The organism is Caulobacter sp. ALps2, from assembly GCF_058681635.1.
This window is the reverse complement of the sequence record NZ_CM178743.1, coordinates 1,507,711-1,519,894: the sequence shown is the minus strand read 5'-3', so window position 1 is coordinate 1,519,894 and position 12,184 is coordinate 1,507,711. Positions and strand designations below refer to the sequence as shown.

The 12,184-nt window shown below is 67.9% G+C and carries 15 protein-coding genes; 8 read left to right on the top strand and 7 right to left on the bottom strand.

Features of this window, described 5'->3' with window-relative positions:
* Window positions 1-97 precede the first annotated feature (97 nt).
* Both ACW173_RS07170 and ACW173_RS07165 read right to left on the bottom strand, forming a co-directional pair.
* On the bottom strand, window positions 98-2,233 hold the full coding sequence (locus tag ACW173_RS07170; RefSeq protein WP_492084199.1) for a prolyl oligopeptidase family serine peptidase: 2,136 nt from the start codon (window positions 2,231-2,233) through the stop codon (window positions 98-100).
* 89 nt (window positions 2,234-2,322) lie between these two features.
* Window positions 2,323-3,111 (bottom strand): potassium channel family protein, encoded by a 789-nt coding sequence (locus tag ACW173_RS07165; protein ID WP_492084197.1) that lies wholly within the window; start codon window positions 3,109-3,111, stop codon window positions 2,323-2,325.
* A 72-nt stretch (window positions 3,112-3,183) separates the two neighbouring features.
* On the opposite strand from ACW173_RS07165, the gene dapF reads away from it, so the two are divergent.
* From dapF to ACW173_RS07145, 4 genes are read left to right on the top strand one after another with little or no spacing between them, the layout of a single operon-like run.
* Window positions 3,184-4,038, top strand: coding sequence for a diaminopimelate epimerase (dapF, locus tag ACW173_RS07160; protein ID WP_492084195.1), 855 nt, complete (start codon window positions 3,184-3,186; stop codon window positions 4,036-4,038).
* 3 nt (window positions 4,039-4,041) lie between these two features.
* A complete protein-coding gene (mtaB, locus tag ACW173_RS07155; RefSeq protein ID WP_492084193.1) occupies window positions 4,042-5,400 on the top strand; it encodes a tRNA (N(6)-L-threonylcarbamoyladenosine(37)-C(2))-methylthiotransferase MtaB in 1,359 nt (452 codons plus the stop codon).
* 29 nt (window positions 5,401-5,429) lie between these two features.
* Window positions 5,430-6,365, top strand: a complete 936-nt coding sequence (locus tag ACW173_RS07150) for an endonuclease/exonuclease/phosphatase family protein (RefSeq protein WP_492084192.1) — start codon at window positions 5,430-5,432, stop codon at window positions 6,363-6,365.
* A 4-nt stretch (window positions 6,366-6,369) separates the two neighbouring features.
* Window positions 6,370-6,876, top strand: coding sequence for a GFA family protein (locus tag ACW173_RS07145; protein WP_492084190.1), 507 nt, complete (start codon window positions 6,370-6,372; stop codon window positions 6,874-6,876).
* Between the two features lie 29 nt (window positions 6,877-6,905).
* Here ACW173_RS07145 and ACW173_RS07140 read toward each other — a convergent pair whose 3' ends face one another.
* Window positions 6,906-7,562, bottom strand: coding sequence for a trimeric intracellular cation channel family protein (locus tag ACW173_RS07140; protein ID WP_492084189.1), 657 nt, complete (start codon window positions 7,560-7,562; stop codon window positions 6,906-6,908).
* Between the two features lie 91 nt (window positions 7,563-7,653).
* On the opposite strand from ACW173_RS07140, the gene ftsY reads away from it, so the two are divergent.
* The 3 genes from ftsY to ACW173_RS07125 all read left to right on the top strand — a co-directional run bounded on the left by ftsY (window position 7,654) and on the right by ACW173_RS07125 (window position 9,899).
* Complete coding sequence (ftsY, locus tag ACW173_RS07135; protein WP_492084187.1) at window positions 7,654-8,595, top strand: signal recognition particle-docking protein FtsY; 942 nt, start codon at window positions 7,654-7,656, stop codon at window positions 8,593-8,595.
* A gap of 3 nt (window positions 8,596-8,598) precedes the next feature.
* Window positions 8,599-9,222, top strand: a complete 624-nt coding sequence (locus ACW173_RS07130) for an inner membrane-spanning protein YciB (RefSeq protein WP_492084186.1) — start codon at window positions 8,599-8,601, stop codon at window positions 9,220-9,222.
* Window positions 9,223-9,338: 116 nt separating this feature from the next.
* Entirely contained in the window at window positions 9,339-9,899 is a 561-nt protein-coding gene (locus ACW173_RS07125; RefSeq protein ID WP_492084184.1) for a MarR family winged helix-turn-helix transcriptional regulator, read from the top strand.
* 8 nt (window positions 9,900-9,907) lie between these two features.
* Here the strand turns inward: ACW173_RS07125 and ACW173_RS07120 are convergent, their stop codons facing one another.
* The gene (locus ACW173_RS07120; RefSeq protein ID WP_492084183.1) at window positions 9,908-10,183 is read right to left on the bottom strand and encodes a hypothetical protein; all 276 of its coding nucleotides are present in this window, start codon (window positions 10,181-10,183) and stop codon (window positions 9,908-9,910) included.
* Window positions 10,184-10,301: 118 nt separating this feature from the next.
* Here ACW173_RS07120 and ACW173_RS07115 point away from each other — a divergent pair, with 118 nt between their 5' ends.
* A complete protein-coding gene (locus ACW173_RS07115; RefSeq protein WP_492084182.1) occupies window positions 10,302-10,694 on the top strand; it encodes a hypothetical protein in 393 nt (130 codons plus the stop codon).
* Here the strand turns inward: ACW173_RS07115 and ACW173_RS07110 are convergent.
* The 3 genes from ACW173_RS07110 to ccmC are packed head-to-tail and all read right to left on the bottom strand — an operon-like array spanning window position 10,691 to window position 12,122.
* On the bottom strand, window positions 10,691-11,203 hold the full coding sequence (locus tag ACW173_RS07110) for a DsbE family thiol:disulfide interchange protein (RefSeq protein ID WP_492084181.1): 513 nt from the start codon (window positions 11,201-11,203) through the stop codon (window positions 10,691-10,693). The two genes, ACW173_RS07115 and ACW173_RS07110, sit on opposite strands and share 4 nt — an antisense overlap.
* Window positions 11,200-11,382, bottom strand: coding sequence for a heme exporter protein CcmD (gene ccmD / locus ACW173_RS07105; protein WP_492084179.1), 183 nt, complete (start codon window positions 11,380-11,382; stop codon window positions 11,200-11,202). The genes ACW173_RS07110 and ccmD overlap by 4 nt, the downstream gene beginning before the upstream one ends.
* Window positions 11,379-12,122: a heme ABC transporter permease CcmC gene (gene ccmC, locus ACW173_RS07100; protein ID WP_492084178.1), complete on the bottom strand. Its 744-nt coding sequence runs from the start codon at window positions 12,120-12,122 to the stop codon at window positions 11,379-11,381. Before ccmC ends, ccmD begins: the two co-directional genes overlap by 4 nt.
* Window positions 12,123-12,184 lie beyond the last annotated feature (62 nt).

Here is a 12,184-nt window from a genome sequence, read left to right as displayed (position 1 = left end):
AACGGCGTCCCGAGGGGGTTAGTCACGGCGCATCCTGACGCCGATAACTTTCCTTAGGGTTGACGAGACGCCGTTACGCCAAAGCCGCGAGTGGCTATCAGTCCATCAGCCTGCGGGTCAGGTAGATGTATTCCAGCGCCTGGCGCCGGGCCGTTTCGGCCAGGTTGGCGCTGGCCGCGTGGCCGCCGTCGACGTTCTCGTAGTAGAGCACGGGATAGCCCAGCGCTTCGAGGCGCGCCGCCGCCTTGCGGGCGTGGGCCGGATGGACGCGGTCGTCCTTGGTCGAGGTCTCGATGAACACCTCGGGATATTTCTGGCCGGCCTTGAGGTTGGAATAGGGGTCGTACTTGGCGATGACCGCCCGCTCCGACGGGATGGCCGGGTCGCCGTATTCGCCCACCCACGAGGCGCCGGCCCCGATCTGGCTGTAGCGGATCATGTCGAACAGCGGCACCTGCACGACGATGGCGTTGTAGAGCTCGGGCCGCTGGGTCAGGGCCACGCCCATCAGCAGACCGCCGTTGCTGCCGCCCATGATCCCCAGGCGACGCGGCGAGGTGATCTTGCGGGTGATCAGGTCCTGGGAGACGGCGAAGAAGTCGTCATAGGCTTTCTGGCGGTTGGCCTTCAGCGCCGCCTCGTGCCAGGCCGGGCCGAACTCGCCGCCGCCACGGATGTTGGCCACGACGTACGTGCCGCCGCGCTCCAGCCACAGCTTGCCCATCACACCCGAATAGTTCGGCGTCATCGATACCTGGAAGCCACCGTAGGCGTAGAGCAGAGTCGGGGCCGTCCCGTCGTACTTCACGTCCTTGGGCCGCACGACGAAATAGGGGACCTTGGTCCCATCGGCGCTGATCGCCTCGAACTGCTCGACCACGTGGGTCGAGGCGTCGAAACGGGCCGGCGAGGCCTTGACCTGCTCCAGCTTCAGCGTGCCGGCGTCAGCCAGCCAGTAGGTGCTGGGCGCCAGATAACCCGTGACGGTGATGAACAGGCGCTCGTCGATCTCGGCCGAGGAGCCCAGGCCGATCGCGCTGTTGGCCGGCAGGTCCAGGCTCCGCGCGGTCCAGCCCTTGTCGCCGTGGGTCAGCACCTTGGCCGCGCCCTTGACGCTGTCCAGCAGGCCGACGACCAGCTTGGCGCGGGTGGTGGTGACCTCCTCCACCGACTGGCGCGCGGTGGGGCGCAGAACCAGGGTCGCCACGGCCTTGTCCGGCGCGGCCTTAAGCTTGGCCAGGTCGAAGCTGATCAGGTCGCCGGTCTTGAAGCCGTTCCAGTCCTGCTCCATCAGCACGACCATCTGGCCGGCGACATAGCCCTGGATCGAGCTTTTCAGGGGCAGGTCCAGCTTCACGGGCTTGTCGCCCTCCAGCAGGTAGGTCTCGCTCTCGAAGAAGGTCACGCCCCGGTGGGCCAGCACGGCCACGACCTTGCCGTCGCTGTCGCGCAGGATGAACGGGCTGACCGAGACGTCGGTGTCGACGCCACGATAGACCTCGACCGCCTGGTCGAGGGCCTGGCCGCGCTTCAGGGTCTTCAGGACGTAGGCATAGCCGGACTTGGTCAGTTCGCCAGGCTTCCACTCGCGGCCGACCAGCAGGGTGTCCTGGTCCAGCCAGGCGTAATTCTGCTTGCCCTCGGGCAGGACGAAGCCGTCGGAAACGAAGGATTTGGTGGTGGTGTCGAACTCACGAACCGTGACGGCGTCCTTGCCGCCGTTCGACAGGGTGATCAGGCACCGCGTGTCGGCGGGCGGCAGGCACGATGCGCCCTTGAACACCCAGTTGGCGCCTTCGGCCTTGGCCAGGGCGTCGACGTCCAGGATCGTCTCCCAGGCCGGCCGCGCCGTGCGGTAGCTGTCCAGCGTCGTCGTCCGCCACAGGCCGCGCACGTGGTCCTCGTCCTGCCAGAAGTTGCGCAAGCCGCCGTCGCCGGCGAACGAGACACCCGGCACGCGGTCCTTGGCGTTCAGGATGGCCAGGGCCTGGGCTTCCAGCTCGGCGTAGCGCTTGTCGCCCTGCAGCACCGGCAGGCTCCTGGCGTTCTGGGCCTTGGCCCAGTCCATGGCCCGGGCGCCTTCGATCTCCTCCATCCACAGATAAGGATCGTCCTTGCCCAGTTCGGTCAGCGGCGTGCGGGCTTCTTCGGCCTTCGGAGTATCGGCGGCGATCGCGGGGGTCAGGGTCATCAGGCTCGTGGAGGCGAGGAGGGCAAGGAGGAGCTTACGCATCTAGTCATCCGTCGTCGGCCGCGAAAGGCGCGGCGAAGCCGGCGACGGTAACGCAATTTCGTGCCCACGCCAGAGCTTGCCCGGAACGGTCAGACCCCTTCGTCGGGAATGTTCAGCAGAACGCCGCAGGCCTTGCAGTGGACCGCGTCCGGATCGTGCCGGCGCAGGCCGCAGTCGTGGCACTGGTGGATCACCTTGTGCGGCCGCAGTATCGACTGGATCAGGCCGATGAACAGCGACACCCCGCCCAGCATCACCGCCATCGACAGCAGCTTGCCCCACACGCCGGGCAGGGTGACGTCGCCATAGCCGGTGGTCGTCAGGCTGGTGACCGTGAAATAGAGCGCGTCGACATAGCCGCTGATGCCGTCGTGACGGCCGACGAAGCTCGTATAGACGAAGCCGGTGACCACGAAGACGAAGGTCAGCAGCGAACTGGCGGCGCGGGTGATGTCCTCGACCCGGGTGTCGTCGTAGCGACTGCCGATCGTGCGCCAGAAAAACTCGCTGTGGATCAGGGTCCACAGGCGCAGCACCCGCAGGAAGCCGAAGTTGAACAGCCAGTAGGGGAACAACAGGGTCGCCAGCACGAACAGGTCCATCCAGACGATCGGCTTCTTCAGCCAGGACTTGAGGTCGCCATGCGCGATCGCCCGCGCGGACAGGTCGGCCGCCAGGAAGGCGGCGATGCCGTAGTCGATCAGGTAGAAGGCCAGGCCGCTGTGCTGCATCAGCGGCGCGGCGATGAAGAAGGCGATGATCGCGAGATCGATCAGGATGATCGCGTAGCGGAACCGGACCGCCGTCGGCGAGGCGCCGTGGTACAGCGCCCGCAGCCGGGCGCGGATGCGAAGACCATCGTGTTCGTCCTGGCTCATCAGGTCTCCACCCCGCGCGGGCCCATATCGTCGCGGTGCATTTCGCGCCGCTTTCCACTATATAGCCGCGTCATGAGCCGCACCTTCCTGAAGATGAACGGGCTGGGCAACGACTTCGTCGTCATTCAGACCCTGACCCAGTCCTTTGAACCGACTCCCGCTGAGATCCGAGCGATCGCCAAACGGGGAGACGGCGGGATCGGCTGCGACCAGGTCATCGCCATCGACCCTCCGAAGGCGGAGGGCGCGTCGGCCTATGTGCGTTTCTGGAATTCCGACGGCGAAGAGACCGGCGCCTGCGGCAACGGCGCCCGCTGCGTGGCGTGGCTCTTGATGCAATCGGCCGGCAAGGACGCCGTGGCCTTCGACACCGTGGCGGGCCGTCTGTCCGGCGTCGCGGCGGGCGACAAGCTGGTGACGGTCGATATGGGCCAGCCGGGCCTGGACTGGACCCAGATCCCGCTGTCGGAAGAGATGAACACCGAGCGGGTGGAGCTGCAGGTTGGTCCCATCGACGCGCCGCTGGTCCACACCCCGGTCTGCGTCTCGATGGGCAATCCGCACGTCGTGTTCTTCGTCGACGCTCCGGTGTCTGACGCGTTCGCCGCCGGCACGGGCAGCCTGGTCGAGCACCACCCGCTGTTCCCGGAAGGCGTCAATGTCGGCTTCGCTCACATCGCCGCCCGTGACCACATCCAGCTGAAGGTCTGGGAACGCGGCGCGGGCCTGACCGCCGCCTGCGGCACTGGCGCCTGCGCGGCCCAGGTCGCCGCCGTGCGCCGTGGCCTGACCGACCGCAAGGCCCGGGTCGAGTTCGAGACCGGCTCGCTGGTCATCGAATGGCGCGAGAGCGACGACCACGTGATCATGACCGGCCCGGTCAGCATGGACTTCGCTGGCCAGCTGCCCGAAGCGGTGGCGGCTTAAGCCATGGCGTCTTACACCGTCATCAAGGCGGCCCAGAAGCCCAGGCCCGAGGTTGGCGAGGAGGGCGGCCCCGCGACCACGATGTCGGGTCCGGACGGCGTCGATGTCGTCACCTTCGGCTGTCGCCTGAACGCCTATGAAAGCGAGGCCATCCGCGCCCGGGCCGCCGCCGATGGTCTCTCCGACGCGGTGGTGTTCAACACCTGCGCCGTGACCAACGAGGCCGTGCGCCAGGCTCGCCAGGCGATCCGCAAGGCACGCCGCGAACGTCCGGGCGCGCGGGTGATCGTCACCGGCTGCGCGGCCCAGATCGATCCGGCCGCCTTCGCCGCCATGCCCGAGGTCGACCTCGTGCTGGGCAACGCCGAAAAGGCCGCCCCGGGCGCGTTGATGGACACCTCCACCCGCGTGCGGGTCAACGACATCATGTCGATCAAGGAGACCGCCGGTCACCTGATCGATGGCCTCAAGGCCAATAAGGGGGAGACTAGGGCCCGGGCCTATGTCGAGGTCCAGAACGGCTGCGACCACCGCTGCACCTTCTGCATCATTCCTTATGGCCGGGGAAACTCGCGCTCGGCCCCGGCCGGCGAGGTCGTCGAGCAGGTCCGCAAACTGGCCGCCGAAGGTTATCGCGAGGTCGTGCTGACCGGTGTCGACGTCACCTCCTGGGGGGCGGACCTGCCGGGTACGCCGACCCTGGGCCAGTTGGTCGGCCGGATCCTGCGGATGGTCCCGGACCTGCCGCGCCTGCGGCTGTCTTCGATCGACGCGGCCGAGATCGATCCGGACCTGTTCAAGCTGCTCGAGACCGAGCCGCGCCTGATGCCGTATCTGCATCTGTCCTTGCAGGCCGGCGACAACCTGATCCTCAAGCGCATGAAGCGCCGCCACAGCCGCGAGGACGCCCTGAAGCTGGTCTCCGAGGTGCGCCGCGTGCGTCCCGACACCGCCTTCGGCGCCGACCTGATCGCCGGCTTCCCGACCGAGACCGAAGAAGCATTCGAAAATACGCTGAAGCTGGTCGAGGAGGCGGGCTTGGCCTTCCTGCACGTCTTCCCCTACAGCGCCCGTCCTGGCACACCGGCCGCGCGGATGCCGCCGGTGAAGGGGCCGGTGATCAAGGACCGCGCCCGCCGCCTGCGCGAGGCCGGCCAGCGTGGCCTGGAGCGTCACCTGCAACGTCAGGTCGGCCGCACCCTGCCGGGCCTGGTCGAGCGCGACGGCGTCGCCCGCGCCGACGACTTCACGGAGATCCGTTTCGAGGGCGAGGCCCCGCTGGGCGAGATCGTCGCCTTCACGGTGACGGGCCATGACGGTTCACACGTGATCGCCGAAATGGCCAAGGAGCGGGCCGCCTGATCCGGGCGGCCTGGGCCGTATTGGCGCTGATGTTGCTCGCGGCCGTCCCGGCGCGGGCGGCCGAGCCGGTGATGCTCAGCGTCATGACCTACAACGTCGAGGGCCTGCCCTGGCCGGTTCGCGGCAAGCGTGGCTCGGCCCTGAAGGCGATCGGCCACGCATTGGCGGCCATGCGGGCCAAGGGCGCCGAGCCCGACGTCGTCCTGATCCAGGAAGGCTTTCGCGACGAGGTCTGGGACCTGATCGACGAGAGCGGCTACCCCTACGTCGCGCGCGGGCCGCGCAAGGGTCAGCGCGATCCGAACTACTTTCCAAAGGGCGAGCGGCCCGACTTCCGGCGCGTGAAGTATCGCCGCAAGGGCGAGGGCCTGGGCAAGTGGGGCTCCAGCGGCCTTTGGGTGCTGAGCAACCATCCGATCGAATGGGTGAAGTCGCACGCCTACCGCTATTGCGCGGGCCTGGACTGCCTGGCCAACAAGGGCGTGATGCTGGTGTCGATCACCGTGCCGGGTCTGCCGGTTCCGGTCGAGATCGCAGACACCCACCTCAATTCCAAGGGCGCCTCGGGCGTGCCGCGCAAGCGGGCCACGGCCGCTCATCACCTGCAGGCCGATGAACTGAAGCGCTTCATGCAGGTCGACCGCGCGCCCGGCGCGCCGCTGATCGTCGGCGGCGACTTCAACGTCATGCACTCGCCCGAACGCTTCGACCACGTGATGAGCGACTATCCGTTCGAGGTGGTCAGCCGCTGGTGTCACGAGCGGCCAGGCGTGTGCGACACGCAGATCTCCTATGACGGCGACGCTCCGTGGCTGGACACCCAGGATCTGATTGGCTTCCTCGGTGGCGACGCGGTCGCGGTGACCCCGGTCGCGGTCGAGGCCACCTTCGACGGCGCCAGCGAGCCGGTGTTGTCGGACCACGACGGCTACAAGGTGACCTTCAAACTGACGCCGAAAGGATAGGGCGATGGGCCAAGATCGAAGCGGATTGACCGGCGGCTGCCAGTGCGGCGCGGTGCGGTTCCGGGCCGAGGGCGAAATCGGTCGCTCGTCGATCTGCTGGTGCCGCATGTGCCAGAAGGCGTTCGGCGGCCCGTTCGGGGCGCTGGTGACGGTGAAGATCGCGGACCTGACGTGGACGCGGGGCGAGCGCTCGACCTTTCAGAGCTCGGACGCGATCAAGCGCGGCTTCTGCGCGGCGTGTGGGACGCCGCTGACTTACGAATACAGCGACGAAAAGATCGACCTGGCGGTGTTCGCCTTCGACGATCCGCTGGCGGTGGAGCCGGTGGTGCAGCTGGCGATCGAGAACCGGCCGGCGTGGATGGAACACCTGGCGAAGATGCCGGTGCGGTCGCCGGTGGGCGGATCCAGCGTGGCGGTGGTGTCGAGGCAGCACCCGGATCACGACACGCCCCCACCTGATCGCTTCGCGATCGTCCGCCCCCAAAGGCGGGCGGAAGGTTGGTGCTGACCTTCTTCCCCCTCCGGGGGAGGAGCGCGTCAGCGTGGAGGGGGCGAGTGATCATTCTCATCGCCTCCCATGAACCCCGGCAGGCTCCACCCGAACCTGATCGCGCAAGCCCGCAGCCCGAACGCCGCCGTGAACCCCGCGATCCCCGCCGGCCAGAACGGCGCGCCCAGGAGCTGCGACACCGCGAACACCGCCGCCCCCAGCAGCGCCGCGGTGATGTAGATCTCCCGCCGCAGCAGCAGGTTCGGCTCCTCGGCCAGCACGTCGCGGATCACGCCGCCGAAGGCGGTGGTCAGCACCCCCATGACCACGGCGCTGAACGGATGCACGCCCAGGCTCAGCGCCTTGGCCGTGCCCACGACCGCGTAGGCGGCCATCCCTAAGGCGTCCAGCCACAGCAGGGCGCGGAACCGCCAGCCGCGCTTGCCCAGCAGCCAGACCACCGTGGCGGCGGCCAGGCAGGCCAAGATGTAGCCCGGCCGCTGCACCCAGAACACCGGCGCGCCGATCAGGAGGTCGCGCAGGGTGCCGCCGCCCACCCCCGTGATCGCCGCGAAGAATCCGAAGGTGATGATGTCGTGTTTCCGTCGGGCGGCCGCGAGGGCGCCGGTTGCCCCGAAAACCGCCACGGCGGCGTAGTCGAGCCAGAAAAGCGCGGTCCCGAGGGGGTCTAGGTGCACGTCCATGCCCCCTCATGCCATGACGAGCCGGGCGTCGTGAACCATGTGGCGGTAATATCCGATTTACACTTTCGCCCGTTCCCCTAAAGGAGCGCGGATGAGCGATAAGCCCGAGCAGAAAAAAGGCTGGTTCCAGCGCCTGACGTCAGGCCTGACCCGGTCTTCCCAGCAGATGACCGACCAGGTCACCGGGGTCTTCACCAAGAAGCCCCTGGACCAGGAACAGCTGGACGCGCTGGAAGAGATGCTGATCGAAGCCGACCTTGGCCCGCAGATCGCCGCCCGCATCACCGAGGCCTTCGGCAAGGCGCGGTTTGGCAAGTCGTCGACCGACGACGAGGTCAAGGAGGCCCTGGCCGAGCTGATCGCCGCCGAGCTGGCCGATCGCCAGGGCGACTTCGACCCGCTGTCCGGGCCGCGTCCCTATGTGGTGCTGTTCATCGGCGTCAACGGCTCGGGGAAGACCACCACCCTGGGCAAGATCGCCGCCGACCTGAGCGAGAAGGGCGCCCGTGTCCTGATCGCCGCCGGCGACACCTTCCGCGCCGCCGCCGTCGAGCAGCTGAAGGTCTGGGCCGACCGGGCCGGGGCCGACTTCATGTCCAAGCCCACGGGGGCCGACGCCGCCGCCCTGGCCTATGAGGCCGTCGAGCGCGCCAAGGCCGAACACTACGACGTCGTGCTGATCGACACCGCCGGCCGCCTGCAGAACAAGCAGGGCCTGATGGACGAGTTGCTGAAGGTCATCCGCGTGGTGAAGAAGGTCGATCCCGACTATCCGCACGAGACCCTGCTGGTGCTGGACGCCACCGTGGGCCGCAACGCCCTGGCTCAAGAGAAGATCTTCGGCAACCAGGTCGGCGTGTCCGGGATTGTCATGACCAAGCTGGACGGCACCGCGCGCGGCGGGGTGCTGGTGCCGGTGGCCCGCGCCTCCGACAGCCCGATCAAGCTGATCGGGGTGGGCGAGGGGGTCGAGGACCTGCAACCCTTCGACGCCCGCGCCTTCTCGCGCTCCCTCGTCGGCCTGAAGGACTGATCCGTGAGCGAAGCGTCGCCTAAGGATAATCAAGGGACTGCCGCGAAGAAGAACGGCTGGGTTCGGACCGTCGTCGACTATGGCGCGGCCCTGGCGTTCGGCGCGGCCTATTTCATCACCAAGGACTTCCAGACCGCGACCTGGGTGCTGGTGGCCGCCTCGGCCGCGGCCCTGGCCATCGGCTTCGCGGTCGAGCGGCGCCTGGCTTTGCTGCCGCTGTTCTTCGGCGGCATGGCCCTGATTTTCGGCGCCCTGGGCCTGATCTTCCACTCCGACGTCTTCGTGAAGATCAAGGTCACGGTGATCAACCTGGCCCTGGCCGCCTTCCTGTTCGGCGGCGTGTTCGCGAAGCGTCAGCCGCTGAAGCTGATCATGGGCGAGGCCCTGCACCTGCCCGACGCGGCGTGGCGGACCCTGACCCTGCGCTACGGCGGCTATTTCGCGGTGGTCGCCTTGCTGAACGAGATCGTCCGCAATACCCAAGGCACCGACACCTGGGTGAAGTTCCGTCTCGGCCTGCTGCCCCTGGCCCTGGTGTTCGTCGCCACCCAGGTGCCGTTCATGATGAAGCATATGGCCAAGGGCGACGAGCCGACGTCGGCCGAACCGCCGGACGCCGGTTTCTAGGAAACGCCAGCTTCCAGGTATCCACCGTCCACGGACCGTTGTCGTCAAATCGACGTGTTAGGATGTTAGCGTTCGTCCGTCGGCCGAAAAAGGCCGTGCGCAATGGGGACGCGAGCATGGCCAAGAGCAAGGGCGACAAGACGGTCGGGGGTCTCCTGGAGCGCTCGCCCAGCCACCTGCTTCACCGGGTCCTGCAACTGGCGCTCGACATCTATGCCGAGGAATGTGGCGAGGCTGGGGTCACCCAGCGCCAGTTCGCCGTGCTGGCCGCCGTGGCCGAGAACGAGGGCGTCACCCAGACGGCCCTGGTCCGCGCCACCGGCATCGACCGCTCGACCCTGGCCGACATGGTCGCCCGCATGATCACCAAGGGCCATCTTGAACGTCAAAGGTCGAGCGAGGACGCCCGCGCCAACAGCGTCCGCCTGACCGAGGCCGGCCGCGAGGCGCTGGAAACCATCCGCCCGATGGTCGGCATGGCCGACGCCCGCATCCTGGCCCTGCTGAAGCCCGGCAAGCGCGAGGGTTTCCTTGACCTGCTGTCCGACATGGCCGGCGCCGAGCTGCACCCGACCGAGTCGGAGCCCAAGGCCAAGAAGCCGAAGGCGCCGAAAGCCGAGAAGGTGAAGAAAGAAAAGAAGCCCAAGAAGGACAAGGCCGCGAAGAAGGCGGCCTAGCGTCTGGCTTAGACCACGATATTCAGCAGCGAGCCCGGGCGCAGCGTTCTCTGCGGCTGGGTTTCCGGCTGCACGAACGGCTTGGCCGGCGCGGGGCGCTGTTGCGGCTGGGCCATGGTCTGCATCTGCACCGTCGATGGCGCGGCGACCGGACGGGTAGGAGCCGCATCGCCCAGGGCTTGCTGGAAGAACGCCGCGCGCGTCTGAGCCGCCGGACCCGAAGTGGGGGCGGAAGCGGGTTGTGACGGGACGGACGGCCAACCGGCGGGACGAACGTTGCTCATGACGCTGACTGTAACATGGTTAATGGAAGTTGGGCGAGTATAGTCAACGCCGCGTTAACGCGATAGCTCCGCGACCTGTGAGCGCACCCCCGTGTGCGCGCCTTCGTCTGGAGACCCCGTGAACACCCAAAAGATCGTCTTCGTGGTCGTCCTGGCGGCGGTCGGCCTGTTCATCGCCTCGATCGCGACCTCGATGCTGCCGGCCAAGCAGACCCTGCCCAACGGCTACCAGATCTCGGTGGGCGGCAAGGGCGAGACCTGGGTCCGATCGCCGGAACGTCAGGTGCTGGTGACGGACGTGACCTCGGTGTGGTCGTCGGCCGACCGGATGCTGGTCGAGCGTCATACGGTCGACGACAAGCCGCCCTTCAAGCTTCTCGATTGCGACTATCAAGTCGCCGAGGGGAAGGGCGCCCTGAAAGCGATCTCGAAGGCGGACGCGCACGCCATGATCGCCGGCATGACGCGCGAAACCGCCTCGTCCAAGACCTGCGTTCCGGTTAGGGGCTAGCGGGCCTTCTTCAGCAGGTCCTCGGCCGCGTCGGGGGTCAACGGGCCGGTGTGCTTGGCGATGATCACGCCGTCGGAGCCGACGAGATAGGTCTCGGGCACGCCGGTGACGCCGAACTCCAGCCCCGCGCGGCCGTCGCGGTCGACCAGGCGCTCGGCGAAGGGGTCGCCCAGCCGGCCCAGGAACGCCTGGGTGTTGGCTGGGGCGTCCTTGTAGGCGATGCCGACCACCTTCACGCCCTGGGCCTTCAGGGCCATCAGCTGCGGGTGCTCGACCTCGCAGGGGGCGCACCACGAGGCGAAGAAATTGACCAGGATCGGACCGTCGGCCGGTGCGCGGATCGGGGCCGCGCGGCCACTGGCCAGCTCGGGCAGCGGCGGGGTCGGCATCGGCTTGCCGACCAGGGCTTGCGGCTGCACATGCGGGTCACGCTTCAGGGCGTAGCCCGCGAACAGAGCCGCCAGAGCGATCAGCACCAACAGCGGCGTGAAGGCCAGCCAGCGCTTCATCGCCCGAAATCCTTGGGACGGGTCTCGTCCAGCTCGGCCCGCAGGCGTTCGGCCTGGCGCTTCCAGCGGCGGGCGCCGGCCACGCTGTCGGCGATCAGCCAGGCGAAGGCCACGGCCGAGATGGCGAAGGCCGGCCAGAGGTAGGCGGCGTACTTGCCGGCGTCGAAGTCGAAGCTCATCGCGCGCCCTCGGCCAGCTTCATGGACAGGCCGCGGGCCTTGCGCCGCCAGACGAGCGCGCGGATGCGGACCAGCCACAGCGCGCCGAACCCGCCCAGATAGGCCAGGCCCATCAGGATGGCGGGCCAGGCATAGACCGCCGGCAGGCCATCGCCGCGCTTGGCCATGAAGGTCGAGGAGCCCTGGTGCAGGGTGTTCCACCAGTCGACCGAGAACTTGACGATCGGCAGGTTGATCAGCCCGACCAAGGCGAGGATCGCGGCGGCGCGCGCGGCCTTCTGTTCGTCTTCCAGCGACCCGCGCAGGGCCATGTAGCCGAGATAGAACAGCAGCAGCACCAGAACCGAGGTCAGGCGCGCGTCCCACACCCACCAGGTTCCCCACATCGGCTTGCCCCACAGCGCGCCGGTGATCAGGGCGAGGGCCGTATAGACCGCGCCGATCGGGGCGCAGGCCTGGGCGGCCAGGTCGGCCAGGGCCTGGCGAAAGACCAGGGCCAGGAAACTGGCGACCCCCAGGCAGACATAGATGAAGATCGACAGCGAGGCGGCCGGGATGTGGATGAACATCATCCGCACCGTGTCGCCCTGCTGATAATCCTCGGGGACCAGGAAGGTCAGGGCCAGGCCCGCGATGGCGGCGACCGCCGACAGTCCGCCCAATAGCGGCGCGGCCCATCGCGAGAAGGCCATGAACCGCTCGGGATTGGTCAGGAAATCGAACGTGTGGCGCGCGTCCATGATCACGCTCTAGAGCGGCGCGTCGGCGCGGGCAATGGTCGTGTCGACCCTTAAGAGCAGGA

What these genes read in the sequence shown, in the direction of transcription:
- dapF (WP_492084195.1), top strand. Translation starts at nt 3,184, where the DNA reads ATGAGCCGCACCTTCCTGAAGATGAACGGGCTGGGCAACGACTTCGTC.
- ACW173_RS07150 (WP_492084192.1), top strand. Translation starts at nt 5,430, where the DNA reads ATGTTGCTCGCGGCCGTCCCGGCGCGGGCGGCCGAGCCGGTGATGCTC.
- ACW173_RS07120 (WP_492084183.1), bottom strand. Translation starts at nt 10,183, where the DNA reads ATGAGCAACGTTCGTCCCGCCGGTTGGCCGTCCGTCCCGTCACAACCC.
- ccmC (WP_492084178.1), bottom strand. Translation starts at nt 12,122, where the DNA reads ATGGACGCGCGCCACACGTTCGATTTCCTGACCAATCCCGAGCGGTTC.
- ACW173_RS07110 (WP_492084181.1), bottom strand. Translation starts at nt 11,203, where the DNA reads ATGAAGCGCTGGCTGGCCTTCACGCCGCTGTTGGTGCTGATCGCTCTG.
- ACW173_RS07145 (WP_492084190.1), top strand. Translation starts at nt 6,370, where the DNA reads ATGGGCCAAGATCGAAGCGGATTGACCGGCGGCTGCCAGTGCGGCGCG.
- ACW173_RS07170 (WP_492084199.1), bottom strand. Translation starts at nt 2,233, where the DNA reads ATGCGTAAGCTCCTCCTTGCCCTCCTCGCCTCCACGAGCCTGATGACC.
- ftsY (WP_492084187.1), top strand. Translation starts at nt 7,654, where the DNA reads ATGAGCGATAAGCCCGAGCAGAAAAAAGGCTGGTTCCAGCGCCTGACG.
- ACW173_RS07125 (WP_492084184.1), top strand. Translation starts at nt 9,339, where the DNA reads ATGGCCAAGAGCAAGGGCGACAAGACGGTCGGGGGTCTCCTGGAGCGC.
- ccmD (WP_492084179.1), bottom strand. Translation starts at nt 11,382, where the DNA reads ATGAGCTTCGACTTCGACGCCGGCAAGTACGCCGCCTACCTCTGGCCG.
- mtaB (WP_492084193.1), top strand. Translation starts at nt 4,042, where the DNA reads ATGGCGTCTTACACCGTCATCAAGGCGGCCCAGAAGCCCAGGCCCGAG.
- ACW173_RS07165 (WP_492084197.1), bottom strand. Translation starts at nt 3,111, where the DNA reads ATGAGCCAGGACGAACACGATGGTCTTCGCATCCGCGCCCGGCTGCGG.
- ACW173_RS07140 (WP_492084189.1), bottom strand. Translation starts at nt 7,562, where the DNA reads ATGGACGTGCACCTAGACCCCCTCGGGACCGCGCTTTTCTGGCTCGAC.